The 22,754-nt window shown below is 69.5% G+C and carries 27 protein-coding genes; 19 read left to right on the top strand and 8 right to left on the bottom strand.

All coding sequences use genetic code 11. The features are described from left to right. Positions 1 to 187 precede the first annotated feature (187 nt). The 5 genes from queC to V6S85_RS07530 all read left to right on the top strand — a co-directional run bounded on the left by queC (position 188) and on the right by V6S85_RS07530 (position 3,172). The gene (gene queC / locus V6S85_RS07510) at positions 188 to 949 is read left to right on the top strand and encodes a 7-cyano-7-deazaguanine synthase QueC (RefSeq protein ID WP_334348540.1); all 762 of its coding nucleotides are present in this window, start codon (positions 188 to 190) and stop codon (positions 947 to 949) included. Further along, positions 946 to 1,578, top strand: a complete 633-nt coding sequence (queE, locus tag V6S85_RS07515) for a 7-carboxy-7-deazaguanine synthase (RefSeq protein WP_334348541.1) — start codon at positions 946 to 948, stop codon at positions 1,576 to 1,578. Before queC ends, queE begins: the two co-directional genes overlap by 4 nt. 71 nt (positions 1,579 to 1,649) lie before the next feature. Beyond that, complete coding sequence (locus V6S85_RS07520; protein ID WP_334348542.1) at positions 1,650 to 2,018, top strand: 6-pyruvoyl trahydropterin synthase family protein; 369 nt, start codon at positions 1,650 to 1,652, stop codon at positions 2,016 to 2,018. Positions 2,019 to 2,236: 218 nt separating this feature from the next. Then, on the top strand, positions 2,237 to 2,710 hold the full coding sequence (locus V6S85_RS07525) for a recombinase family protein (RefSeq protein ID WP_165828847.1): 474 nt from the start codon (positions 2,237 to 2,239) through the stop codon (positions 2,708 to 2,710). A gap of 66 nt (positions 2,711 to 2,776) precedes the next feature. After that, positions 2,777 to 3,172 (top strand): YciI family protein, encoded by a 396-nt coding sequence (locus tag V6S85_RS07530; RefSeq protein WP_334348543.1) that lies wholly within the window; start codon positions 2,777 to 2,779, stop codon positions 3,170 to 3,172. Between the two features lie 4 nt (positions 3,173 to 3,176). Here the strand turns inward: V6S85_RS07530 and V6S85_RS07535 are convergent, their stop codons facing one another. Then, a complete protein-coding gene (locus V6S85_RS07535; RefSeq protein ID WP_116490629.1) occupies positions 3,177 to 3,407 on the bottom strand; it encodes a hypothetical protein in 231 nt (76 codons plus the stop codon). Positions 3,408 to 3,611: 204 nt separating this feature from the next. On the opposite strand from V6S85_RS07535, the gene V6S85_RS07540 reads away from it, so the two are divergent. Beyond that, positions 3,612 to 3,827, top strand: coding sequence for a hypothetical protein (locus tag V6S85_RS07540; RefSeq protein WP_058348060.1), 216 nt, complete (start codon positions 3,612 to 3,614; stop codon positions 3,825 to 3,827). Between the two features lie 82 nt (positions 3,828 to 3,909). On the opposite strand, the gene aroC is transcribed toward V6S85_RS07540, so the two are convergent. The 4 genes from aroC to argH all read right to left on the bottom strand — a co-directional run bounded on the left by aroC (position 3,910) and on the right by argH (position 8,256). Further along, on the bottom strand, positions 3,910 to 5,037 hold the full coding sequence (gene aroC, locus V6S85_RS07545) for a chorismate synthase (protein ID WP_116567855.1): 1,128 nt from the start codon (positions 5,035 to 5,037) through the stop codon (positions 3,910 to 3,912). Positions 5,038 to 5,241: 204 nt separating this feature from the next. Further along, entirely contained in the window at positions 5,242 to 6,507 is a 1,266-nt protein-coding gene (gene lysA, locus V6S85_RS07550; protein WP_334348544.1) for a diaminopimelate decarboxylase, read from the bottom strand. A gap of 19 nt (positions 6,508 to 6,526) precedes the next feature. Further along, entirely contained in the window at positions 6,527 to 6,841 is a 315-nt protein-coding gene (locus V6S85_RS07555) for a hypothetical protein (protein ID WP_165828845.1), read from the bottom strand. Then, entirely contained in the window at positions 6,838 to 8,256 is a 1,419-nt protein-coding gene (gene argH / locus V6S85_RS07560) for an argininosuccinate lyase (RefSeq protein WP_116567850.1), read from the bottom strand. The genes V6S85_RS07555 and argH overlap by 4 nt, the downstream gene beginning before the upstream one ends. Between argH and V6S85_RS07565 the strand changes: the two genes are divergently transcribed. The 6 genes from V6S85_RS07565 to V6S85_RS07590 all read left to right on the top strand — a co-directional run bounded on the left by V6S85_RS07565 (position 8,257) and on the right by V6S85_RS07590 (position 12,565). Then, positions 8,257 to 8,877 carry a TlpA family protein disulfide reductase gene (locus V6S85_RS07565; protein WP_116567848.1) on the top strand — a complete coding sequence of 207 codons (621 nt, stop codon included), beginning with the start codon at positions 8,257 to 8,259 and terminating at the stop codon, positions 8,875 to 8,877. After that, on the top strand, positions 8,874 to 9,614 hold the full coding sequence (locus V6S85_RS07570; RefSeq protein WP_116567846.1) for a GNAT family N-acetyltransferase: 741 nt from the start codon (positions 8,874 to 8,876) through the stop codon (positions 9,612 to 9,614). Before V6S85_RS07565 ends, V6S85_RS07570 begins: the two co-directional genes overlap by 4 nt. A gap of 78 nt (positions 9,615 to 9,692) precedes the next feature. Then, complete coding sequence (locus V6S85_RS07575) at positions 9,693 to 10,223, top strand: CcdC protein domain-containing protein (RefSeq protein WP_334348545.1); 531 nt, start codon at positions 9,693 to 9,695, stop codon at positions 10,221 to 10,223. 131 nt (positions 10,224 to 10,354) lie between these two features. After that, positions 10,355 to 11,566, top strand: a complete 1,212-nt coding sequence (locus V6S85_RS07580) for an acyltransferase family protein (RefSeq protein WP_334348546.1) — start codon at positions 10,355 to 10,357, stop codon at positions 11,564 to 11,566. Between the two features lie 32 nt (positions 11,567 to 11,598). Then, on the top strand, positions 11,599 to 12,243 hold the full coding sequence (locus tag V6S85_RS07585) for a hypothetical protein (RefSeq protein ID WP_334348547.1): 645 nt from the start codon (positions 11,599 to 11,601) through the stop codon (positions 12,241 to 12,243). Positions 12,244 to 12,250: 7 nt separating this feature from the next. Continuing rightward, a complete protein-coding gene (locus V6S85_RS07590) occupies positions 12,251 to 12,565 on the top strand; it encodes a winged helix-turn-helix domain-containing protein (RefSeq protein ID WP_116567840.1) in 315 nt (104 codons plus the stop codon). Here V6S85_RS07590 and gluQRS read toward each other — a convergent pair. Continuing rightward, positions 12,562 to 13,401, bottom strand: a complete 840-nt coding sequence (gene gluQRS, locus V6S85_RS07595) for a tRNA glutamyl-Q(34) synthetase GluQRS (RefSeq protein WP_334348548.1) — start codon at positions 13,399 to 13,401, stop codon at positions 12,562 to 12,564. The two genes, V6S85_RS07590 and gluQRS, sit on opposite strands and share 4 nt — an antisense overlap. A gap of 34 nt (positions 13,402 to 13,435) precedes the next feature. Further along, entirely contained in the window at positions 13,436 to 14,056 is a 621-nt protein-coding gene (locus tag V6S85_RS07600; RefSeq protein WP_116490640.1) for a TetR/AcrR family transcriptional regulator, read from the bottom strand. Positions 14,057 to 14,537: 481 nt separating this feature from the next. Here V6S85_RS07600 and greA point away from each other — a divergent pair, with 481 nt between their 5' ends. The 3 genes from greA (at position 14,538) to V6S85_RS07620 (ending at position 16,489) form a co-directional block, all read left to right on the top strand. Next, complete coding sequence (gene greA / locus V6S85_RS07610) at positions 14,538 to 15,017, top strand: transcription elongation factor GreA (RefSeq protein WP_334348549.1); 480 nt, start codon at positions 14,538 to 14,540, stop codon at positions 15,015 to 15,017. 144 nt (positions 15,018 to 15,161) lie between these two features. Further along, positions 15,162 to 15,740 (top strand): DNA-3-methyladenine glycosylase family protein, encoded by a 579-nt coding sequence (locus tag V6S85_RS07615; RefSeq protein WP_334348562.1) that lies wholly within the window; start codon positions 15,162 to 15,164, stop codon positions 15,738 to 15,740. Positions 15,741 to 15,928: 188 nt separating this feature from the next. Then, positions 15,929 to 16,489 carry an HNH endonuclease gene (locus V6S85_RS07620; RefSeq protein ID WP_116490642.1) on the top strand — a complete coding sequence of 187 codons (561 nt, stop codon included), beginning with the start codon at positions 15,929 to 15,931 and terminating at the stop codon, positions 16,487 to 16,489. 284 nt (positions 16,490 to 16,773) lie between these two features. On the opposite strand, the gene V6S85_RS07625 is transcribed toward V6S85_RS07620, so the two are convergent. Next, on the bottom strand, positions 16,774 to 16,902 hold the full coding sequence (locus V6S85_RS07625) for a hypothetical protein (protein ID WP_279325493.1): 129 nt from the start codon (positions 16,900 to 16,902) through the stop codon (positions 16,774 to 16,776). A 510-nt stretch (positions 16,903 to 17,412) separates the two neighbouring features. On the opposite strand from V6S85_RS07625, the gene kdpA reads away from it, so the two are divergent. From kdpA to kdpC, 4 genes are all read left to right on the top strand, one after another. After that, positions 17,413 to 19,122 (top strand): potassium-transporting ATPase subunit KdpA, encoded by a 1,710-nt coding sequence (gene kdpA / locus V6S85_RS07630; RefSeq protein ID WP_334348550.1) that lies wholly within the window; start codon positions 17,413 to 17,415, stop codon positions 19,120 to 19,122. Positions 19,123 to 19,139: 17 nt separating this feature from the next. Further along, positions 19,140 to 21,212, top strand: a complete 2,073-nt coding sequence (gene kdpB, locus V6S85_RS07635; protein ID WP_334348551.1) for a potassium-transporting ATPase subunit KdpB — start codon at positions 19,140 to 19,142, stop codon at positions 21,210 to 21,212. Positions 21,213 to 21,343: 131 nt separating this feature from the next. After that, entirely contained in the window at positions 21,344 to 22,129 is a 786-nt protein-coding gene (locus V6S85_RS07640; RefSeq protein ID WP_334348552.1) for a transporter, read from the top strand. 18 nt (positions 22,130 to 22,147) lie between these two features. Continuing rightward, the gene (kdpC, locus tag V6S85_RS07645; protein ID WP_116567827.1) at positions 22,148 to 22,726 is read left to right on the top strand and encodes a potassium-transporting ATPase subunit KdpC; all 579 of its coding nucleotides are present in this window, start codon (positions 22,148 to 22,150) and stop codon (positions 22,724 to 22,726) included. Positions 22,727 to 22,754 lie beyond the last annotated feature (28 nt).

Raw genomic sequence — 22,754 nt, forward strand, 5'->3', positions numbered from 1 at the left:
TCGCCTGACGCAACGTCAAGCGTGGAGACATGCTGAATACAGCGAGGAAATCCGCTCCCCCACACCGGGTATCTTGTCTCATTCCCGTAAAAGGTACAGCGCAAAACGGCGTTCCTTGAGCGCCTGGGGTGTCGCCCCGCCGCGCGCCGCCGTTCCAGCCGAAGGCAAGGTCGTGTAGAGGAGCGGCATGTCCGCATCTTCCCTGTCTTCTTCTCCTTCGGGGCCTTCCGCGCCCTCGGGCGCCGCCCTGGTGCTGTTCTCCGGCGGCCAGGACTCCAGCGTCTGCCTGGCCTGGGCGCTCGAGCGCTACGAGCGCGTCGAGACCCTGGGCTTCGACTACGGCCAGCGTCACTCCATCGAGATGGAGGCCCGGCAGGCCGTCCGTCACCAGGTCGCCGCCCGCTTCCCGCACTGGGCCGACCGCCTGGGCGAGGACCATGTGCTCGACATCAGGAGCTTCGGCGCCGTGGCCCAGTCGGCCCTGACCGCCGACCGCGCCATCGAGATGACCGAGCGCGGCCTGCCGTCGACCTTCGTGCCAGGCCGCAACCTGGTGTTCCTGATCTACGCCGCGGCCCTGGCCGATCGCCGGGGCATCGACGCCCTGGTCGGCGGCATGTGCGAGACCGACTTCTCGGGCTATCCCGACTGCCGGCGCGACACGCTGGACGCCATGCAGAGCGCCATGAACCTGGGCATGGACCGGAAATTCCGCGTCGAGACGCCGCTGATGTACCTGACCAAGGCGCAGACCTGGGCGCTGGCCAAGCAGCTGGGCGGCGAGGACCTGGTCGACCTGATCGTGGTCGAGAGCCACACCTGCTACCAGGGCGAACGGGGCGAGCTGCATCCGTGGGGCCATGGCTGCGGCGAGTGCCCGGCCTGCGAGCTGCGCGAAAAGGGCTACGCCGAATGGGACGCGGCCGGGCGCGAGGTCCTGGTCCCGTGACCTACTCCGTCAAAGAGATCTTCCTGACCCTGCAAGGCGAAGGCGGCCAGGCGGGCAAGGCGGCCGTGTTCTGCCGCTTTTCCGGCTGCAACCTGTGGACCGGCCGCGAGCAGGACCGCGCCAAGGCCGTCTGCACCTTCTGCGACACCGACTTCGTCGGAACGGACGGGGAGGGCGGCGGCAAGTTCGCCACGGCCGACGACCTGGCTAACGCGGTCGAGACGGCCTGGACGGGCGGCCCGGACGACCGGCTGGTGGTCTGCACCGGCGGCGAGCCGCTGTTGCAGCTGGACGCGGCCATCGTCGAGGCGCTGCACAAGCGCGGTTTCCAGATCGCCATGGAGAGCAACGGCACCCTGCCGGCCATCGACGGCATCGACTGGATCTGCGTCAGCCCCAAGGCCGACGCCCCCGTCGTCCAGACCTCGGGCCAGGAACTCAAGCTCGTCTTCCCGCAGGAAAAGGCCATGCCCGAACGGTTCGAGGCCATGGATTTCGAGCGCTTCTACCTGCAACCGATGGACGGCCCGGACCGCGACAGGAACACGCAATTGGCCGTCGCCTATTGCCTTGCCCACCCCAAATGGCGTTTAAGCGTCCAGACACACAAGTATCTCGGCCTGCCCTGATGGATAGGGCGCTCGGTTTGGTGACAGGACCGCGCGCTAGAGCCTCCCAGGCCTAGTCATAAAAGAAGTCCATGTCCGAACCCGTCTTCGAGATCACGAAGGCCGCGCATTTCGATGCGGCCCACTACATTGAGCAAGGCCCCGGCGATCACCGCTATCGCCGCCTGCACGGCCACTCGTTCCGCGTCGAGGCCAGCGTCAAGGGCTCCATGCAGGCGGCCGGCTGGGTCGCCGACCTGGAAAGCCTGGATGTCGCCTTGAAAGCGGTGGCCACCGAGCTCGACCACGGCCTGCTCAACGACCGCCCGGGGCTGGAAAGCCCGACCCTCGAGCGGATCTGCCTCTATTTCGCCGAGCGTCTGAAGCCGCAGTTCCCCGGCCTGTCGCGCGTGGTGCTGTCGCGCCCGACCATCGGCGAGAGCTGCGCGCTGACGCTGTAACGAACCTCCCCCTGTGGGGGAGGTGATCGCGAAGCGATCGGTGGGGGGCGTGATTTCGAAACCGGCCTGCGCCTCGGCAGCTGAAAACGTCCCCCCACCGGCCTTCGGCCGCCTCCCCCACGGGGGAGGTTCCTCGCGCTCGCTTCCGTTTATCCCCGACTTTGACGCCGTCGCCCCTTTCGCGGCGGCGCGGAGTTCGCCACACACGCGCCATGCGGATGATCGGCTACTTCCGGGTCCCGCCCGTTCGGGGCGCGACCTTCGACGGACCCCTGGCGGACAAGCTGACGGCCGCCGGCTGCCAGGCGCTGCACCACGACGCCTGCTACGCGCTGGCGGTGCACAAGCCGGGCCTCGAGGCGGCCATCGCCTCGGCCAGGCCTGGCGACCTGCTGGTGGTTCCCAGCCTGCACGCCTTCGCCGCCCACATCGTCGACCTGTTGCAGGTCATGGGCAAGCTGCAGGCGGCCGGCGTCTATCTGATGAGCCTGAGCGAGGGGATCGACACCCGCATGCCGGGCGGCTTCTTCCCGGTCTGCGCCCAGCTGCTGCAGTTCAGCGACCAGACCCGCATGGTGCGCACCGCCGAAGAGAAGATCGTCCGCCTGGGCCGTCCGCGTCCCGCGCCGGCCGAGGCGGAGGCCGAGGAGCCTGCGTCTGAAGCGGACGTAGAGCCGCCGCTGGAGGCCTGAGGGCTCTTTCCAGCGAACGGCGGTCGCGATACCCCTCTCGTCACCAACGACCCGGGAGGTCTCGCCGTGCTCTACGCCATCCTCTGCTACAACGACCAGGACCTGGTCTCCGGCTGGACCAAGGCCGAGGACGAGGCGGTGATGGCCAAGCTGTCGGTGGTCCACGACCGGCTCTATGCCGAGGGCAAGCTGGGGCCGGCCGGGCGCCTGGGCTTCACCGGCTCGGCCAGGACCCTGGTCAAGGGCCAGGAGCCGCCGGTGGTGATGGACGGTCCCTACGCCGAGACCAAGGAAGCCATGCTGGGCTTCTACATCGTCGACTGCGCCTCGATGGACGAGGCCCTAGACGTGGCCCGCGCCCTGGGCGAGGCCAATCCGACGGGCGCCTACGAGATCCGGCCGCTGTCGCTCTATCTGCAAGGCGTGGCCGTCGGCGACCAGGTTCCGCAGGCGGCGGAGTAGGGGGTCAGTCCCGCTGGGCCTTCTTCCACTCGCGGAACTCGCGCTTTTCGCGGTCCTTCTTGCTCTCGCCCGGTATGACGGCCTTGCCGGCCCCGACGGCGACCTTGCCGGCCGTGCCGACTACGGCCCCGGTCGCGCCAACGACGGCGCCGCCGGCCGCGACGGCCAGGCAGCCCTGGGCGCCGACGGCGACGGCCAGCAGGGCGGGAACGAGAAGCAGGCGGGAAGGGCGCATGAAATGAACTCGTGGAACGAAGGTCCACGGGTTGTAGCCGATCAAAGGTTTACGATCTCCGCGACCAGAAGACGCTGTCGGCAGGACGACAGTTCTTGTGGCGAAAATGCGTCGGCTTACCGGCGTTAATATTCGTGAAGAAAAAAATCAGGAACGAGTTGGAAAGTTCGGTGGTTCAGCTGTCGAATGATCGAGACCTGACCGATGCCCCGCCGCGAAGACATGATCAAGCAAGAGGCCCAGGCGCTGTGGCGAGAGCTGCACGGGGAGCCCGTTCCCGACCTCAGCGGCTCGGAACTGCTCGATATGATCTGCGGCGGCGCGGACATCGCCGGCTATGACCGCGTCCAGTCGCCCTTCCTGCGTCCGTCGATGATCACCCGCCCCGAAGACTGGCGCGAGCGCCAGGGGCGGGGATAAGCCCGCGGGGGCGCCGCCAGCCGACGCGCCACGATCCTCCTCCTGGAGATGGCCCGGAGGGCCGGAGGGGGCAGCGCGGCCCTCAGATCCGTTCGCCGCCGCCGCCCGGCAGGAACGCGCCGCCGCCGGTCTGGGCGCGATGGCGCAGGAAGGCGTCGGCCAGGACGCAGGCGGTCATGGCTTCCACCACTGGCACGCCGCGGATGCCCACGCAGGGGTCGTGGCGACCCTTGGTGCGCAGGTCGATCTCCTCGCCGGCCTCGTTGAGGGTCTGGCGGGGAATCAGGATCGAGGAGGTCGGCTTGAAGGCCACGCGCGCCACGACCGGCTGGCCGGTCGACAGGCCGCCCAGCACGCCGCCGGCGTGGTTGGACAGGAATTCCGGCTCGCCGTTCGGGCCAAGGCGCATCATGTCGGCGTTGTCCTCGCCGGTCAGGGCGGCGCTGTCGAAGCCCTCGCCGATCTCGACGCCCTTGGCGGCGTTGATCGACATCAGGGCGCCGGCCAGTTCGGCGTCGAGCTTGCCGTACAGCGGCGCGCCCCAGCCGGCCGGCACGCCGGTCGCTTCCACTTCCACCACGGCGCCGGTCGAGGAGCCGGCCTTGCGGATCGTCTCCAGGTGCTCTTCCCACACCGGAATGATCGCCGCGTCCGGCGACCAGTAGGGGTTTTCCTCGGTTTGCGCCCAGTCCCAGTTCGCCCGATCGATCTTGTGCGGACCGATCTGCACCAGGGCCGCGCGCACCGTGACGCCCGGGACTACCAGCCGCGCCACCGCGCCGGCCGCCACGCGGGCGGCGGTCTCGCGGGCCGAACTGCGGCCGCCGCCGCGATAGTCGCGAACGCCGTACTTGGCGAAATAGGGATAGTCGGCGTGACCGGGGCGGAAGGCCTGGGCGATCTCGCCGTAGTCCTTGGACCGCTGGTCGGTGTTCTCGATCATCAGGCTGATCGGCGTGCCGGTCGTGCGCTGGCCGCCGGTGCGCTCGTCCTCGAACACGCCCGACAGGATGCGCACGGCGTCCGGTTCCTGGCGCTGGGTGACGAACTTGCCGTTGCCCGGGCGGCGCTTGTCGAGGAAGCCCTGGATCATCTCGGCCGTCAGCAGGATGCCCGGCGGCACGCCGTCGACGACGCAGCCGAGGGCGGGCCCGTGGCTCTCGCCCCAGGTGGTGACGCGGAACAGGTGACCGAAGGTGTTGTGCGACATGGCGAGGCTTCTAGCCCAAAGGGCGTTTGGGGGCGAGACTCTGCGGGCGATGAGGCCCAACGGTCTCCGATCGGCAAGAACTTGCCGCCGTGCGTGGTCCTCGTCCTTCGACAGGTTCAGGATGAGGACCAGGGTCGGCGCTGCGGACCAGTAGAAAACCTCACCCTGAGCTTATCGAAGGGCGAGGTTTTCGGATCCGAGACGCTACACCCAGTCCGGAACCAGATCCCGGGCCAGCATCTCGTCATAGGTCGGGCGCTTGCGGATCACGGCGTAGCGGTCGCCGTCGACCAGCACCTCGGGTACGAGGGGGCGGGTATTGTATTCGCTGGCCATGGCCGAGCCGTAGGCGCCGGCCGACATGAAGGCCACCAGGTCGCCGGGGCCGAACGGCGGCAGGGCGCGGTCGCGGGTGAAGGTGTCGCCGGTCTCGCAGACCGGGCCGACCACGTCGTAGACGCTCTCGCCGGTCTTGGGGTGCACGGGGCGGATGTCGTGGAAGGCGTCGTACATGGCCGGACGCACCAGGTCGTTCATGGCCGCGTCGATGACCAGGAACTTGCGGCCTTCCGGGCGCTCGTGGACGTGGATGACTTCCGACACCATCACGCCGGCGTTGGCGGCGATGACGCGGCCCGGCTCGAAGGCCAGCTTCACCGGCAGGCCCTTGGTGACCTCGGCCACCATCGCGGCGAAGGCGGCCGGGGGCGGGGGCTCGGGGTGGTTGAAATAGGGCACGCCCAGGCCGCCGCCCAGGTCCAGGCGCTCGACCGACAGGCCCTCGCCGATCAGCTGCTCGACCAGGCCCCGCATCTTGGTGAAGGCCGCGCGCATCGGCTCCAGGTCGGTGATCTGGCTGCCGATGTGGCAGGCCACGCCGATGGGCTCCAGCGCGGCGTTGTTGCTGGCGTTGGCGTACAGGCGCGCGGCCTCGGCGAACGAGACGCCGAACTTGTTCTCCGACTTGCCGGTGGCGATCTTGGCGTGACCGCCGGCCGCGACGTCGGGATTGACCCGGAAGGCGATCTTGGCCCGCACGCCCAACTCGGCGGCGACGCTGGCGATCAGTTCCATCTCCGGCTCGGACTCGACGTTGATCTCGGCGACGCCGGCCTTCAGCGCGAAGGCGATCTCGTCGCGCTTCTTGCCCACGCCCGAGAACACGATGCGCTCGCCGGGGATGCCGGCGGCCAGGGCGCGGCGGACCTCGCCTTCCGACACCGTGTCGGCGCCGGCGCCCAGGTCGCCCAGCACCTTCAGCACGGCCACGTTCGAATTGGCCTTCACCGCATAGGCCACCAGCGGATCGACGACGCCGGCATTGACCAGGGCGTCGCGGAACACGGTGAAGTGCCGCTCCAGGGTGGCGCGGGAATAGACGTAGACGGGCGTGCCGACCTCGGCCGCGATCTTGGCCAGGGGCGCGCCTTCGCAGGCCAGGCCCTCGGGGCCGTATTCGAAGTGGTTCACTTAAGGTCTTTCGGAGGGATCAGTTCGGCGTCGAGGACGGGAAGCCGGCGGCGGACGGACCGCCGAACGGGTCGGACGGCGCGCCGCGCAGCGGGGCCGCGCGGGTCGTGCGGTTGCTCGAGGCCGGGTCGATGTTCTCCTGCGTGCCGTTCGGGCGGGCCGGCTGGTTGGCGCGGGCCGAGGCCTCGCGACGCTTGGAGGCTTCGGCGGCCTTCTTTTCCGGACCCCACAGCGGGGCGGGGCGTTCCAGCTCGGCCTGCTTGCCGCAGGCCGACAGGGCGGCCCCGGTCAGGCCCAGGGCGGCGATGGCGATCAGGGTGGCGGGACGGATCATGCCAGGGTTTCCTTCCAACGCGCGATCTGGGCGCGGACCTGGGCGGGGGCGGTCCCGCCATAGCTCATGCGGCTGGCCGCCGAGGCGGCCGGGGTGAGGACGGCGTAGACCCCGTCGGTGATCCGCGGCTCGATGGCCTGGAACTCGGCCAGGCTCAGCTCCGCCAGATCCAGACCTTGGGTCTCCGCAGCCTTCACGGCCGAGCCTGTCACGTGGTGGGCGTCACGGAAAGGCATGTTCAGTTCGCGCACCAGCCAGTCGGCCAGATCGGTGGCGGTCGAGAAGCCGGCGCCGGCGGCGGCGGCCATCTTCTCGGTGTTGGGCGTCAGGTCGGCGATCATGCCGGCCATGGCCAGCAGGGACAGCTCCAGGGCGTCGAAGGCCTCGAAGGTCGGGACCTTGTCCTCCTGCATGTCCTTCGAATAGGCCAGCGGCAGGCCCTTCATCACCACGGTCAGGGTGGTGAGAGAACCGAGAATCCGGCCGACCTTGGCGCGGATCAGCTCGGCTGCGTCGGGGTTCTTCTTCTGCGGCATGATCGAGCTGCCGGTCGTGAAGGCGTCGGTCAGCTTGATGAAGCCGAACATCGGCGTCGTCCACAGCACGATCTCCTCGGCCAGACGCGACAGGTGCGTGGCGGTGATCGAGGCGGCCGACAGGGCTTCCAAGGCGAAGTCGCGCGAGGAGACGCTGTCCAGCGAGTTGGCGGTCGGGCGGTCGAAGCCCAGCGAAGCGGCCGTCTGGTGGCGGTCGATCGGGAAGGGCGAACCGGCCAGGGCCGCCGCGCCCAGCGGGCACTCGTTCATGCGGGCGCGGGCGTCGCGGAAGCGCGAAGCGTCGCGGCCGAACATCTCGACATAGGCCATCAGGTGATGGCCGAAGGTCACCGGCTGGGCCGGCTGCAGGTGGGTGAAGCCCGGCATCAGGGCGTCGGCATAGGTCTCGGCCTGGGCCAGCAGCGCCTTCTGCAGGGCTTCCAGCTGGGCGGCCGAGCGGTCGGCGGCGTCGCGCACCCACAGGCGGAAGTCGACGGCCACCTGGTCGTTGCGCGAGCGGGCGGTGTGCAGCCGGCCGGCCGTCGGGCCGATCAACTCGCGCAGCCGCGCCTCGATGTTCATGTGGATGTCTTCGTACTCGTCACGGAACGGGAAGGTCCCGGTGGCCAGCTCGTCCTCGATCTTGGCCAGGCCTTCGAGGATTTCCTCGCCGTCGCTGCTTGCAATGACGCCCTGGCTGATCAACATCCGCGCGTGGGCGCGGCTGCCCGCCAGGTCCTGCGCCCACAGGCGCTTGTCGAAACCGATGGAGACGTTGATCGCCTGCATCAGTTCGGCCGGCTTGGCCGAGAACCTGCCGCCCCACATGGCTTGGCCCTGGCCGTTCGCGGCGGGCGATTTGGAGGCGTTGTCGGTCATATGAGCGAAGTCCAGTCGGGTGGGCCGCGCAAGCGCGACGGTCTGAAGTGGGCGATCGGCGCCGTCATGCTCGTCGGCGTCGTCGCGGTCCTATACGTCATCGCCCAGGCTTCGTTCAAACCCGCAGAGCTCGCCGACCTCAAGGAATTCAAGAAGGGGTCTTTAGCCAAGCTGGACGTGCCGGCCCAGCCGCGCGCCGCGCCGGCCACCGTCTTCACCGACATGGACAACCAGCCCCACACCCTGGCCGACTTCAAGGGCCAGGTAGTGGTCATGAACCTGTGGGCCACCTGGTGCGCGCCCTGCAAGAAGGAGATGCCCACCCTGGCCAAGCTGGCGGCCGCCTACGCGACCCAGCCGGTCAAGGTGCTGCCGATCAGCGTCGACCGCGACAGCGACGTCAACCTGATCCAGGCCGAGATGGCCGCCAACCGGCCGCTCGTCTCGTTCCGCGACAAGACCTACAAGATGTCGTTCGACCTGGAGCCACGCGCCGCCGGCTATCCGACCACGGTGATCTACGACAAGCAGGGCCGCGAGCGCGCCCGCATCTCCGGCGAGGCCGACTGGTCCAGCCCCGAGGCCCGCGGCCTGGTCGAAGCCCTGCTGAAAGAGAAATGAGCCCCGAGGTTCTCGAGCCGATCGCCGACGCCGCATGGCCCGCGCGAGAGCGCGAACGCCTGGGCGGCTGGCGTCTGAACGCCACGGACGGCTTCTCGCTGCGGATAAACGCCTGCTGGCCGCTGGGCGAGCCGGATCGTGACCCGGAAGCGGCCATCGACGCGGTCGAGGCCTTCTATGGCCAGCGCGGCCTGCCGGTCCGCTTCAAGCTGACCGACGGGGCGACGGCGCCGGCCGACCTGGCCGATCGCCTGGCGCGCCGGGGTTACGTTCCGCACGGCGAGACCCTGCTGATGACCGGGCCGGTCGTCGGCGCCGCCGATCCCGAGGTCGAGTTGTCCGCCAAGCCCGATCCGGCCTTCGAGGCGCTGCTGGTGGCCTCTGCCAAGGGCAATGCGGCCGACGCCGGCGAGCGGCTGCAGGCGCTGGGCCGGATCCCGGCGCCGGCCCGGTTCGCCCGCCTGACCCTGGACGGCCGCACCGCCGCGCTCGGCGCCTGCGCCGTCGATGGCGAGGCGGTGGGGATCTTCGGCATGCGCACCGATCCGGACTTCCGTCGCCGTGGTCTGGCCCGCCGGGTGCTCGACGCCCTGCTGGCCGAGGCGTCCTTGCTGGGCGGGCGCATGGCCTATCTTCAGGTCGAGGACGCCAACGCCGCGGCCATCGCCCTCTACGCGGCGCGCGGTTTTTCGACGGCCTACCGTTATCGCTACTGGAGCCGGCCGGCTCGCGATTGACGTGAGCCGGCTTTTCGGTTGCTCATCGCCTCCGGGGGCGCGGCGCGTGATGCCGCGCGTTTTCGGGGGAACTCGGTCGTGGATCACGGCAATCAGAAACTGATCGGCTACGGCGTCACGGCGCTGGTCGTGGCCATCGTCTTCGCCTTGCGCTTCCGCTCGATGAGCAAGGAGCGCCGGCTGAAGCTGGAGTTCATGTGGATCCTGCCGGCCGTCATGGTCGTCGCCACGGTCTTCCTGTTCATGCAGTTCACGCCGCACGGGACCGACTGGCTGTGGCTGGCGGCGATCTTCGCGGTGGGGGCGACGATCGGCTGGTGGCGCGGCCGCCTGATCCCGATCGCCATCGATCCCGACACCCATGAGCTGAACACCAAGCCCTCGCCGGCGGCGATCCTGTTCCTGCTGGGCATCTTCGTCGTGCGTTTCGCCCTGAAGACGGTGTTCGAGGCCGAGGCGGAAGCCTGGCACATCAGCGCCGTGCTGCTGACCGACGGTTTTGTAGTCTTGGGCGTCGGCCTGTTTGGCGTCTCGCGCCTGGAGATGGCGCTGCGGGCGGTCGGCCTGCTGCGCGAGGCCCGTGCCGCGAGGGCGGCCCAAGCGGCCTGACCTTCTGGTCGACGTTCGATGAAGGCGGGGGCGCTCCGCGCCTTCATCGAACGTCGATTGATAGACTGGTTTACAAAACAAACTAGTTGATCCATGGTCGCCTCCAACCTCGACAGGAGGGGAGGCAATCCATGCACGCGCCGCTCAGCGCTTCAGAAAAGACGGCCGTCTCCGGCGGCCGCAACGCTCCCGTCGGCGCCCTGCGCGCCTTCGTCACCCTGCTGGTGATCTTTCACCACACGGCGATGACCTATCACCCGTACGCGCCGGCCCCGAAGGCGTTCGACGCCCAGCCGATCCTGTGGACGGCCTTCCCGATCGTGGATCCGCAAAGGGTAGGGGCGTTCGGGATCCTGACCCTGGTCAACGACATGTTCTTCATGTCGCTGATGTTCTTCATCTCCGGCCTGTTCGTCGCCGACGGCCTGCGGGCCAAGGGGGCGGGCGGGTTCCTGAAGAGCCGCGCCCTGCGCCTGGGCGTCCCGTTCGTGGTCGCCGCGGCCCTGCTGGCGCCGCTGGCCTATTATCCGGCCTGGTTGCAGTCGGGCGGCGCGCCGTCCGTGGCGGCCTTCGCCGAGGCCTGGACCCGGCTGCCGTTCTGGCCCGCCGGCCCGGCCTGGTTCCTGTGGGTGCTGCTGGCCTTCGGGGCGATCTCGGCGGGGGCCTACGCCGTCGCGCCCGGCCTTCTCGACCGCCTGGCGCGGCTGGGCGAGGGCGCCGAGCGCAAGCCTGCACGGTTCTTCTGGGGCCTGGTGCTGGTCAGCACCCTGGCCTACCTGCCGCTGTCGATGACCACGCCGTTCGGTCACTGGACCATGATCGGCCCGTTCACGGTGCAGACCGCCCGCATCGGCCACTACCTCGTCTATTTCCTGGCCGGGATCGCCGTCGGCGCGGCCGGCGTCGGCTCGGGCCTGACCGACCCGGACGGCAAGCTGGCCCGGCGCTGGTGGGCCTGGCAGCTGGCGCCGATCCTGCCGATCGTCGGCGGCGTGGCGACCCTGATCCTGGCCTTCTCGCCCAACCCGCCGCCCCGGCCGTTCCTCGACGTCTTCGGCGGGGTGATGTTCACGCTTGCCTGCGCCACGCTGTCCTTCGCCGCCCTGGCCACGTTCCTGCGCTTCGCGCGCCGGACGGGCCCGGTGGGCGCCAGCCTGCAGGCCAACGCCTACGGCATGTACCTGCTGCACTACGTGTTCACCTCGTGGCTGGCCTGGTCGCTGCTGCCGCAGGACTGGAGCGGGCTGGCCAAGGCTACGGCGGTGTTCGTCGGCGCGACGGCGCTGAGCTGGCTGTCGACCATGGCCCTGCGCCGCATGCCGCTGTTGGGACGAATCCTGTGACCCTGCATGATGTCGCCGACGGAGCCGCGCCCATGAACGACAAGCTGAAGACGGTGCAGGACGACCTGGCCTTCCTGCGCGGCCTGGCCGAGGGCGGGACCGAGCGGGCCGGCCTGGGCGTCGCCGGCGGCGCGCTCTACGGCTCGGCGGGCCTGCTCTACGGCGTCCAGTGCCTGGTCTATGTCGCCCAGGAGAACGGCCTGGTGAGCCTGGGCGGGCTGGGCAACCTGATCCTGGCCTGGCTGCCGACGGTGATCTTCCTGATCCTCATGACGATCGTCATCGTGGTCGAGCGCCGCAAGCCCAAGGGCGGGGTGACCCACAGGGCCATCAACGCCGCCTTCGCCGGCGCGGGCCTGGCCAACCTGGCGCTGATCATCGTCTTCGCGGTGGCGGCCGTGAAGAACCACGACTTCCGCTACTGGCTGTACCATCCGGCCGTGGTGTTCGTGCTGCAAGGCGCGGTCTGGTACGCGGTCTTCGCCCTGCGCAAGCGCGCCTGGATGCTGGTGGTCTCGCTGGGCTGGCTTGTCGTGGGCGTCGCCATGGGGCTGCTGGTCGATCGCGCGGGCCTCTATCTGCTGGTCGCGACCTTCGGCCTCTTCGCCTTCATGGCCGCGCCGGGCTTCTTCATGATGCGCCAGGCCATGGGCCGGACCGTGGACCTGGGCGCCTGAGACGATCGTGACGGCAAGGTTCGACATAAGCGGGCTCGACGACGTCATCCACGGCCGCGTGCGGCTGGGCGTCGTCGCCTACCTGGCCAGCGCCGAGGTCGCCGAGTTCACCGAGCTGAAGACCCTGCTCGAGGTCACGCAGGGCAACCTCTCGATCCACCTGCGCAAGCTGGAGGAGGCCGGCTACGTGTCGATCGACAAGAGCTTCGTGGGGCGCAAGCCGCTGACCCGCGTGCGGCTGACCGAGACGGGACGGGCGGCTTTCGCCGGCTATCTGCGGGCCATGGGCCAACTGGTCGAGCAGGCCGGCGGCCCCGGCTAGAGGCCCATCTCGGCGCGCAGGACGTCCGGGGTCATGCCGGCGGCGCGCAGCTCGCGCAGGGTCTGGGCCTTGTCGCGCTTGGCGTAGCGCTTGCCGTCCAGGCCGACCAGCAGGCCATGGTGGCGATAGGTCGGCGTCGACAGGCCAAGCAAGGCCTGAAGCAGGCGCTGGATGTGGGCGGCCTCGAACAGGTCCTCGCCCCGGATCACGTGGGTGATCCCCTGCAGGGCGTCGTCCAGCACCACGGCCAGATGATAGGCGACGCCGACGTCCTTGCGGGCCAGAACGATGTCGCCGGCCGTTTCAGGGCGCGCGGCGATCAGGCCGGTCTCGCCGCCGGGGCCGGCGCCTTCCTCGACGAAGGCGAGATCGCCGAAGCCGCCCAGCGCCCCCTCGGCCGCATCGAGCGACAGCCGCCAGGCGAAGGCCTCGCCGCGCGAGAGGCGCTCGGCTTCCTCGTCGGGCGACAGCGGCTCGCCGCGATAGGCGACGGCCGGCTCGTGCGGGGCGCGGCCGATGTCGAGCTCCTTGCGGGTCTTGAAGCAGCGATAGACGAGGCCGCGCCCGCGCAAGGTTTCGATGGCGGCGTGATAGTCGGCCAGGTGTTCGGACTGGCGGCGGACGGGCTCCTCCCACGCAAGGCCCAGCCAGGCCAGGTCATCGAGGATCGCGGCCTCGTACTCGGGGCGGCTGCGGGTGGCGTCGATATCCTCGATGCGCAACACGAAGCGGCCGTCGGCTTGCCGCGCGGCGTCGAAGGCCGCCAGCGCCGAGAAGGCATGGCCGCGATGCAGGTAGCCGGTGGGGGAGGGGGCGAACCGGGTGGCGAAGGTCATCCGCGCCAGCGCCCCCGTTTCACGGGGGCGAAGCTCATCCCCTGTCGAACTTGGCGAACATGCCCAGGTGGTCGAACACGGCCTTGAGGAAGGCCTCCTCGCCGCCGAGCAGGGTCTTGAGGCTCTCGAACTGCTTGAAGCCGCTCATTTCGGCCAGGCCATGGCCGGCGCACCAGGCGGCGATCGTGGCCAGCTCCAGGTCGATCTCGGAGACGCCGTCGCCGGCGGCGTGGGCGATGGTGTTGCGCACCTGGCAGTAGGCGCCTTCCTCCTTCATCTGGTCGGGAAGGGCGTCCTTGTCGCGCGAGCAGTCGTACATCACGCGGTAGAGGGCGGGGTTGTCGCGGGCGAAGGTCACGTAGGCCACGCCGAGGTTGGTCATGCGGCGGCGGTCGTCGTCGCTGTCCTGGCGGGCCTTCATCAGCGCCGCATCGAGCGCCACCCAGCCCTCGTGGGCCACCGCGTCGAGCAACTGGCCCTTGTCCTTGAAGTGGTGGTAGGGCGCGGCCGGGCTGACGCCGGCCTCGCGGGCCACGGCCCGCAGCGACAAGGCGGCCGGGCCTTCGGTTTCCAGGATCCTGCGGGCGGCCTCGACGAGGGCGCGGCTCAGATCGCCATGGTGATAGGGGCGGGCTTCGGGCTGGGCGAGAGTCATCGCGGGTCACTCTATCCCTTACGTAGCGAAAATCCATCCAAACAGCGTCAAGATATCTTGACGTTGCTAAGATCCATGTTATCTAAGCGTTGTTCAGATGGATCGGCCATCAAGAGACCGCCATCGAACCACGCCGGCCGAGGGGGTCGGCGCGCACCTAACTTCAAGGATGTGTGTCATGACCAACCGTAGCTTCGAAGCCTTCGAAGGCCTCTTCGACCGCGTCGCCATCGGTTACTTCCTGGTGGCCGCCATCGGCGTCGCCGGCGCCGTGCTGGCCATCGCGCTGTAAGGACGAAGATGTCCGATGCGGCCGTCCCGACTTGATCGGGGACGGCCGCCGGGGTGCGCCGCCCCATCCTGATCCCGCAAATCTTGATCTCGGCGCCCGGCTCGGCCATAGCCGGGGTGGCGGAACGACCCGCGACATGCCGGGTTTCCGTCCGATGATCCTTTCGTTCCAGTCTTCGCGAGCGCCCCGATGAGCGTGGCCTTCACCAAGGAAGGCGACGCCGAAGCGTTCGCCGCCGACCTTCCCGACCGTCCGATCTCGCAGCATCCCAATCTCGTCACGCCGCAGGGCCTGGCGATGATCGAGGACGAGTTCGCCGCGGCCCGCGCCGCCTATGCGGCCGCCCAGGCCGCCGGCGGCGTGGCCGAGGACCGCACCGCCATGGCCCGCGCCACCCGCGACCTGCGCTACTGGTCGGCCCGCCGGTCCACGGCCCAGCCGGTCGAGCGCGACGAGGGCCGCACCAGCGTGCAGTTCGGCGACGCGGTGACCTTCGACCGCGAGGACGGCCGCACCCAGACCTTCCGCATCGTCGGCGAGGACGAGGCCGACCCGGCCAAGGGCTCGGTGTCCTATGTCTCGCCCCTGGCCCGCGCCCTGATGGGCAAGGGCGTGGGGGATACGGCGATGGTGGCCGGCGGCGAGGTCGAGATCGTCGCCATCGGCTGATCCGGCGGCCGATCCGCTCCGACCGCAAGTTTCGGATTGCCAGCCCCGCCCGGCGGGGGCTTCCTCGCCGGCGTGATCTCCGCCTCCGCTCCGACCCCCGACCTGATCGCCGCGGCCCGCGCCCACCTGGCCGCCGCCGACCCGATGTTCGCCCGCCTCGAGGCGGTGACGCCGGTCTTCGAATGGCGTCTGCGGCCCGGCGGCTTTCCGGGCCTGGCTCGCATGATCGTCGAGCAGCAGATCTCGGTGGCCGCCGCCGCGGCGATCTGGGCGCGAGTGCGGGCGGGCCTTCCTGACCTGACGCCGCACGCCGTCATGGCGCTGGACGATCCGGCCCTGCAGGGCCTTGGCCTGTCGCGGCCCAAGGTGCGCTACCTGCGCGAGATCGCCGGCGCGCACCTGTCGGGCGCCTGCGACTTCGACGCCCTCAAGGCCATGCCCGACGCGCAGGCCGTCGCCGCCCTCGTGGCCATCAAGGGGATCGGGCGATGGACGGCCGAGACCTTCCTGATGTTCTGCGAGGGGCGCATCGACGTCTTCCCAGGCGGCGACATCGCCCTGCAGGAGGCCATGCGCTGGGCCGACGGGCACGACGTTCGTCCGACCGAGAAGGCGGCCTACATCCGGGCCGAGGCCTGGAAGCCCTATCGCGGCGTGGCGGCGCATCTTCTCTGGGCCTGCTACGGGGGCGTGCGGCGCGGCGAGATCACGCTCCGGGTGTGACGGCCGAAGGGCGCGGGCTGAACTTTCGCAAGCTTCGTCTTGGTTCTGTCGCCGATTGGGATCATCCTTTCTGTGCGTCCGGGAGTGAATGGCGATTCCCTGATTTGCGTAGGAAGGAGGCCCGTCTTCAGTCCGACCGCGTACCAGCCCCATGGGGACCTTGTCGGTCCCGTGAGCGGGAGGCCCTCATGCAGGTGCTGACCCGTCCCCCGTCCGGCATGCCGGCGCTCGTGCTCAACGCCGACTATCGGCCCCTGAGCTATTATCCGCTGTCCCTCTGGCCCTGGCAGGAGGTGATCAAGGCGGTGTTTCTCGACCGCGTCGACGTGGTCTCGACCTATGACCATGTGGTGCATTCGCCATCCTTCGAGATGAAGCTGCCCAGCGTGGTGTCGCTGAAGCAGTACGTGCCGCAGGAGCGGCCGCCGGCCTTCACCCGCTTCAACCTGTTCCTGCGCGACAGCTTCAGCTGCCAATACTGCGGCTCGCCCGACGAGCTGACCTTCGACCACGTGATCCCCCGCTCGCGCGGCGGCCGCACGACCTGGGAAAATATCGTCACCGCCTGCGCGCCCTGCAATCTGACCAAGGGCGGGCGCACCCCGCGCGAGGCGGGCATGCACCCCTTCCACACCGCCCGCCGGCCCTCGATGCACGAGCTTCAGGACCGCGGCCGCAAGTTCCCGCCCGGGCACCTGCACGCCAGTTGGCTCGACTATCTCTATTGGGACATCGAGCTGGAGTCGTAGGGAAGGGCGCAGAGGAACCTCCCCCCGTGGGGGAGGCGATCGCGTGAGCGATCGGAGGGGGGAGTTGGTGATGACTTTCCGCCGCTTCGAAAGCTGAAAACGCCCCCCACCGGCCTTCGGCCGCCTCCCCCGCAGGGGGAGGTACCCTCCCAGGCTGTCGCCTGGGCCCCTCCCTCTCCCTTCAGGGAGAGGGTCTGGGGGATGGCCGGCCAGCGCCTCGAAAGCTGAAAACGTCGCCCCTCCGGCCCTTCGGGCTGCCTCCCCAGAGGGGGAGGATCTTGGGTTCAGTCCCGGAAATACCCACGGCGCTTGCCGCGGCCGCGCAGGCGGCGGCGCAGGCGGGGTTCGATGCTGGGCCAGGCCAGCAGCGCCAGCAGGCCCAGGATGATCAAGGTGGGAAACAGCGGCGACATGACCCAAGAACGCGTTCGAGGTGTGAAGGCTTCCACCGTTTCGCGATTTTGCGCTGCAAACAAGGACAAAGTTTCGGCGCGGCGATAATCCCCGCAAAGCCTCCGCGTCGTCACGAAAGCGCCTTGTTCACAAGGCTGGCGGCTCAGTTAGCGGTGAAGCTTGACGGTGGTGGCGGGCGTCTAGTCTCTCGCTGCATTGCAGCATCGCCTATCGGTCGACGATCTTTATGCGGCCCTTATGCCGCCCATACATCTCCCGAATGGAGCCCTTACGCGGCTTCGTGGTCCCTTCCGCGCCAAGCTGGAAGGAGGCCGACATGGCTGACATCGCATTCCTGGCGCTGGGCGGAGGGCTGTTCGGGCTCTTCGGCCTGTTCGCCGTCGCATTGAGGCGCGCATGACCCTGTTCGTGAACGCGCTTTGGGGGGCCGGGGCGATCGTCGTCGCGGCCTACATGGTCACGGCCCTGATGCGGCCGGACCGGTTCTGACGATCCTCGGATAACCTCAAATGAACTGGCAAGGATGGGCGGAGATCGCCCTGACGCTTGGCCTGGCGGTCGGCATCGGCTGGCCGCTGGGCGTATACATGTCGCGCGTCTGGAACGGCGAGCGCACCTGGCTCGACCCGGTGCTGGCCCCGGTCGAGCGGCTCTTCTATGCGGCCGGCGGCATCGACCCGCGCAAGGGCCAGAGCTGGATCGGCTATGCCGGCGCGCTCTTGGCCTTCAACGCCGTCGGCTTCTTCCTGGTCTATGGCGTTCTGCGCCTGCAGGGCGTGCTGCCGCTGAACCCGCAAGGCTTTTCGGGGCTGTCGCCGCACCTGGCGTTCAACACCGCCGTCAGCTTCGTAACCAACACCAACTGGCAGAGCTATGGCGGCGAGACCACCATGTCGACGCTCAGCCAGATGCTGGTGCTGACGGTGCAGAACTTCGTCTCGGCCGCCACCGGCGCGGCGATCGCCGCGGCCCTGGCGCGCGGCTTCATCGCCAACAGGGGCGAGGACGTCGGCAACTTCTGGAGCGACGTGATCCGCACGACGCTGTGGGTGCTGCTGCCGCTTTGCGTGGTCGTCGCGCTCGTGCTCGCGGCCCTGGGCGTGCCCCAGACCCTGGCCGCCGGCGTCACGGCCCACACCCTCGAGGGCGGCGAGCAGAAGATCTCGCTGTTCGCCACCGCCAGCCAGCTGGCCGTCAAGCAACTGGGCATCAACGGCGGCGGCATCTTCAACGTCAATTCGGCCCACCCGTTCGAGAACCCCACGCCGCTGACCAACCTGATCACGGCGGTGTCGATCAACGTGCTGGGCTGGGCGGCCTTCTTCGCCTTCGGTCGCAGCGTGCTGGCGAAAAAGGACGTGCGCGCCCTGGTCATCGCCGCCGCGGTGCTGCTGAGCGCCGGCGCGGCGGGCATCTACGTCACCGAAACCCAGGCCCCGCCGGCCCAGGTCGCGGCCCATGTCGACGCCAGCGTGAACATGGAAGGCAAGGAGGTCCGCTTCGGCGCCCCCTCGACCGCCGCCTGGGCGGCCATGACCACCGGCGCCTCCAACGGCTCGGTCAACGGCATGCACTCCAGCCTGATGCCCCTTGGCGGCGGCATCACCATGTTCCTGATGCAGCTGGGCGAGATCCTGCCCGGCGGCATCGGTTCGGGCGTCGCCATCATGGTCGTCATGGCCCTCTTGGCGGTGTTCGTCGCGGGCCTGATGGTGGGGCGCACGCCCGAGTATCTCGGCAAGAAGATCGAGGCCCGCGAGATCCAGTTCTCGATGCTGGCCGTGCTGGTCATCCCGCTGTTCATGCTGGGCTTCGCCGCCCTGGCCGCGATCCTGCCCGAGGCGCTGAAGGGACTGATGCACGCCGGCCCGCACGGGCTGTCGGAGATCCTCTACGCCTACGTCTCGACCACGGCCAACAACGGCTCGGCCTTCGGCGGCCTGACGGCCAACGCCCCCTGGTGGAACACCACCCTGGGCCTGGCGATGATGTTCGGGCGCTTTGCCCCCATCGTCGCGGTGCTGGCCATCGCCGGCGCCCTGGCGGCCAAGCCCAAGCTCGCCCCCACGGCCGGCGCCATGCCGACCCATGGCGGCCTCTTCGTCGGCCTGCTGATCGGGGTGATCCTGATCCTCGGCGGCCTGCAGTTCTTCCCCGCTCTGGCGCTGGGACCGATCGTCGAGCACTTCCAGGCGCTCGCCTTCGTCGCCCAACGCTGACCGAAAGCGAATCTCCCATGACAACCTATGACATCGAGGCGGGCGAGGGCGGGCGGCGCAAAGCCCCCAGCCTCGCCGGCGGCCTCTCCGCCCCGATCCTGGCCCGCGCGGCCAAGGACGCCTTCCTCAAGCTCGACCCGCGCAAGCTGACCGGCAATCCGGTGATCTTCGCGACCTGGATCGTGGCGCTGCTGTCGACGGTCTCGGCCGTCGCGGCCATCGCCGCCCAGCAGTCGGCCGGCTTCGCCGTGCAGGTCTCTCTGTGGCTCTGGGCCACCGTGCTGTTCGCCAACCTGGCCGAGAGCGTGGCCGAGGGCCGCGGCAAGGCCGCCGCCGACAGCCTGCGGGCCGCCCGCGTCACCACCAAGGCCAAGCTGATCATCGACGACCAGGCCGGCACGATCATCCCGACCCCGGCCCACAAGCTGGTTCCCGGCGAGCTCGTGCTGGTCGAGGCCGGCGACGTGGTCCCCACCGACGGCGAGATCGTCGAGGGCATGGCCAGCGTCAACGAGGCCGCCATCACCGGCGAAAGCGCGCCGGTGATCCGCGAGAGCGGCGGCGACCGCTCGGCGGTGACCGGCGGCACCACGGTCGTCTCCGACTGGATCAAGGTGCGGGTCACGGCCGCGCCGGGCTCGACCTTCCTCGACCGCATGATCGCCATGGTCGAAGGCGCCGACCGTCGCAAGACGCCCAACGAGATCGCCCTGGCCGTGCTGCTGGCCGGCCTGACCCTGATCTTCCTGATCGCGGTGGTCACCCTGCTGGGCCTGGGCAAGTTCTCGGGCGTGGTTCTGGATCCGCTGGTGCTGGGGGCGCTGTTCATCACGCTCATTCCGACGACCATCGGCGGGCTTCTCTCGGCCGTCGGCATCGCCGGCATGGACCGCCTCTTGAAGGTCAACGTGCTGGCTACGTCGGGCCGCGCGGTGGAAGCCGCCGGCGACGTCGACACCCTGCTGCTCGACAAGACCGGCACCATCACCTTCGGCAACCGCATGGCCACCGAGGTGATCGCCGCCCCCGGCGTGCGTCCCGACGCGGCCCTGCGCGCCGCCGTCATGGCCTCGCTGGCCGACGAGACGCCGGAAGGCCGCTCGATCGTCGAGCTGGGCCGCCAGCAGGGCCTGGCCCTGGAGGCGCCGGCCGGCGCGACCGCCATCCCGTTCAGCGCCACGACGCGCCAGTCGGGCCTGGATGTCGACGGCCGCTCGTGGCGCAAGGGCGCGGTGGACGCGGTCTATCGCAGCCTGGCCATCGATCCCAAGCGCATCCCCGCCGAGGTGATGGCCGCCGTCGACCGCATCGCCCGCTCGGGCGGCACGCCGCTGGCGGTCAGCGAGGACGGCGCCCTGGTCGGCGTCATCCACCTGAAGGACGTGGTCAAGCCCGGCGTGAAGGCCCGGTTCGCGGACCTCCGCCGCATGGGCCTGCGCACGGTGATGATCACCGGCGACAACCCGGTGACCGCCGCGGCCATCGCCTCGGAAGCCGGCGTCGACGACTTCCTCGCCGAGGCCACTCCGGAGGACAAGCTGCGGCTGATCCGGGCCGAGCAGGCCAAGGGCCGGCTGGTGGCCATGTGCGGCGACGGCGCCAACGACGCGCCCGCCCTGGCTCAGGCCGACGTGGGCGTGGCCATGCAGACCGGCGCCCAGGCCGCTCGCGAGGCCGGCAACATGGTCGACCTCGACAGCGACCCGACCAAGGTCATCGAGATCGTCGAGGTCGGCAAGCAGATGCTGATCACCCGCGGCGCGCTGACCACCTTCTCGATCGCCAACGACGTGGCCAAGTACTTCGCCATCATCCCGGCGATGTTCGTGGTCGCCCTGCCGGCCCTGGGCGGGCTGAACATCATGAAGCTGGCGAGCCCGCAAAGCGCGATCCTGTCGGCGGTGATCTTCAACGCCCTGGTGATCGTGGCCCTGATCCCGCTGGCCCTGAAGGGCGTGAAGTACCGCGCCATCGGCGCCGGCAAGCTCTTGTCGCGCAACCTCCTGATCTACGGCGTCGGCGGCCTCGTCGCCCCCTTCGTCGGCATCAAGCTCATCGACATGGCGGTCTCCGCCCTGGGGCTGGCCTGATGAAACGCCCGATCGCCCCAGGCTCGATCATCAGGGACCTGGTCTTCGGCCTCGTGGCGATCGGGATCGTCTGCCTGGCGGCCAATCTCGGCGGCCAGTGATTTTCTCCTCCTCGAAAGACGACAATTCCAATGCGCAAGTTCGCGTTTCTCGTGATCACCGCCTCGACCCTCGCCGCGACCGCCGCCTGGGCGGACGAGGCCCCGATCTGCACCGACCGCCCGACCAAGGCCAACAGCACCTGCTCGGTTCCCAAGGGCGCCTGGCAGGTCGAGGCCGACGGGGTGAACTGGACCCAGGTGAAGGCCGGCGGGATCAAGGCCGAGACGACCGCTGTCGCCGCCACGACCCTGAAGTTCGGCCTGACCGACGCCAGCGACCTGCAGGTGACCTGGACGCCCTGGCTTCAGGCCCGCGTGAAGGGCCCGGGCGTCGACGACAAGACCGACGGCGTCGGCGACGTGTGGATCCGGTACAAGACCCGCGTCCATTCTGGCGACAAGGTGAGCCTTGCCCTGCTGCCCTACGTGAAGATCCCGACGGCGGCCAAGGGCCTGGGCAATGACGAGGTGGAGGGCGGCGTGGCCGTGCCGATCAGCATCGCGCTTTCGGGCGCCACCCTGACCTTCGGGCCGCAGGTGGACCTGCTGCTCGACGCCGACGGCGACGGCCGCCACGCGGCGGTGACCAATGTCGTCAACCTGGCCCGCCCGGTCACCGATCGCCTCTCTCTCGTCGGCGAGCTGTGGACCAGCACCAACTTCGACCCCGCCGACACGGTGACCCAGGTCTCGGCCGACGTCGCCGCCGCCTATCTCGTCGCGCCGACCCTGCAACTGGACGCCGGCGCCAATTTCGGATTGAACCGCGACACCCCCGACGCGCAACTGTACGTCGGCGTCTCGAAGCGGTTCTAGGAAAGGAGCTGGAAGGTCATGATCTCGCACCTTCGCCCGGCCCTCGTTTCGATGGGCCTCTTCACCATCCTCTTGGGCCTGGCCTATCCGCTGGCCATCACCGGCGTGGCCCAGGCCGCGTTTCCGGCGCAGGCCAACGGCTCGCTGGTCCGCGACGCCCACGGCAAGGTCGTCGGCTCGGCGCTGATCGGCCAGGTCTTCGCCAAGCCGGGCTACCTGCACGGTCGCCCGTCGGCGGCGGGGAACGGCTATGACGCTTCGGCCTCCAGCGGCTCGAACATGGGGCCGCTGAACGACAAGCTGATCGAGCGCGAGAAGGCCGACGCCGACGCGCTGCGGGCGGAGTTTCCCGGCGCGGTCATTCCGGCCGACGCGGTCACGACGTCCGGCTCGGGCCTGGATCCGGACATCTCGCCGGCCTATGCCCGCCTGCAGGCTGGACGCATCGCGACCGCCCGCAACGCGCCGCGCGGCGAGGTGCTGGCCATGATCGACGCGGCCGTGAAGCCGCCGCTGCTGGGCTTCATCGGCCAGCCGCGGGTCAACGTTCTGGACGTCAACCGGGCGCTCGACGCGCGCTTCCCGATGGTCGGCTAGCCGTTGGCGGGCGACCCCTCCGCATACC

It is taken from the genome of Caulobacter sp. CCNWLW153 (assembly GCF_036889365.1).
Taxonomy (GTDB): Bacteria; Pseudomonadota; Alphaproteobacteria; order Caulobacterales; family Caulobacteraceae; genus Caulobacter; species Caulobacter radicis.

What these genes read in the sequence shown, in the direction of transcription:
- argH (WP_116567850.1), bottom strand. Translation starts at nt 8,256, where the DNA reads ATGACCGACAACGCCTCCAAATCGCCCGCCGCGAACGGCCAGGGCCAA.
- V6S85_RS07570 (WP_116567846.1), top strand. Translation starts at nt 8,874, where the DNA reads ATGAGCCCCGAGGTTCTCGAGCCGATCGCCGACGCCGCATGGCCCGCG.
- V6S85_RS07585 (WP_334348547.1), top strand. Translation starts at nt 11,599, where the DNA reads ATGAACGACAAGCTGAAGACGGTGCAGGACGACCTGGCCTTCCTGCGC.
- V6S85_RS07580 (WP_334348546.1), top strand. Translation starts at nt 10,355, where the DNA reads ATGCACGCGCCGCTCAGCGCTTCAGAAAAGACGGCCGTCTCCGGCGGC.
- greA (WP_334348549.1), top strand. Translation starts at nt 14,538, where the DNA reads ATGAGCGTGGCCTTCACCAAGGAAGGCGACGCCGAAGCGTTCGCCGCC.
- kdpC (WP_116567827.1), top strand. Translation starts at nt 22,148, where the DNA reads ATGATCTCGCACCTTCGCCCGGCCCTCGTTTCGATGGGCCTCTTCACC.
- V6S85_RS07600 (WP_116490640.1), bottom strand. Translation starts at nt 14,056, where the DNA reads ATGACTCTCGCCCAGCCCGAAGCCCGCCCCTATCACCATGGCGATCTG.
- queC (WP_334348540.1), top strand. Translation starts at nt 188, where the DNA reads ATGTCCGCATCTTCCCTGTCTTCTTCTCCTTCGGGGCCTTCCGCGCCC.
- V6S85_RS07615 (WP_334348562.1), top strand. Translation starts at nt 15,162, where the DNA reads ATGTTCGCCCGCCTCGAGGCGGTGACGCCGGTCTTCGAATGGCGTCTG.
- aroC (WP_116567855.1), bottom strand. Translation starts at nt 5,037, where the DNA reads ATGTCGCACAACACCTTCGGTCACCTGTTCCGCGTCACCACCTGGGGC.
- gluQRS (WP_334348548.1), bottom strand. Translation starts at nt 13,401, where the DNA reads ATGACCTTCGCCACCCGGTTCGCCCCCTCCCCCACCGGCTACCTGCAT.
- V6S85_RS07535 (WP_116490629.1), bottom strand. Translation starts at nt 3,407, where the DNA reads ATGCGCCCTTCCCGCCTGCTTCTCGTTCCCGCCCTGCTGGCCGTCGCC.
- V6S85_RS07625 (WP_279325493.1), bottom strand. Translation starts at nt 16,902, where the DNA reads ATGTCGCCGCTGTTTCCCACCTTGATCATCCTGGGCCTGCTGGCGCTG.
- V6S85_RS07640 (WP_334348552.1), top strand. Translation starts at nt 21,344, where the DNA reads ATGCGCAAGTTCGCGTTTCTCGTGATCACCGCCTCGACCCTCGCCGCG.
- kdpB (WP_334348551.1), top strand. Translation starts at nt 19,140, where the DNA reads ATGACAACCTATGACATCGAGGCGGGCGAGGGCGGGCGGCGCAAAGCC.
- V6S85_RS07565 (WP_116567848.1), top strand. Translation starts at nt 8,257, where the DNA reads ATGAGCGAAGTCCAGTCGGGTGGGCCGCGCAAGCGCGACGGTCTGAAG.
- V6S85_RS07520 (WP_334348542.1), top strand. Translation starts at nt 1,650, where the DNA reads ATGTCCGAACCCGTCTTCGAGATCACGAAGGCCGCGCATTTCGATGCG.
- V6S85_RS07540 (WP_058348060.1), top strand. Translation starts at nt 3,612, where the DNA reads ATGCCCCGCCGCGAAGACATGATCAAGCAAGAGGCCCAGGCGCTGTGG.
- kdpA (WP_334348550.1), top strand. Translation starts at nt 17,413, where the DNA reads ATGAACTGGCAAGGATGGGCGGAGATCGCCCTGACGCTTGGCCTGGCG.
- V6S85_RS07555 (WP_165828845.1), bottom strand. Translation starts at nt 6,841, where the DNA reads ATGATCCGTCCCGCCACCCTGATCGCCATCGCCGCCCTGGGCCTGACC.
- V6S85_RS07620 (WP_116490642.1), top strand. Translation starts at nt 15,929, where the DNA reads ATGCAGGTGCTGACCCGTCCCCCGTCCGGCATGCCGGCGCTCGTGCTC.
- V6S85_RS07525 (WP_165828847.1), top strand. Translation starts at nt 2,237, where the DNA reads ATGATCGGCTACTTCCGGGTCCCGCCCGTTCGGGGCGCGACCTTCGAC.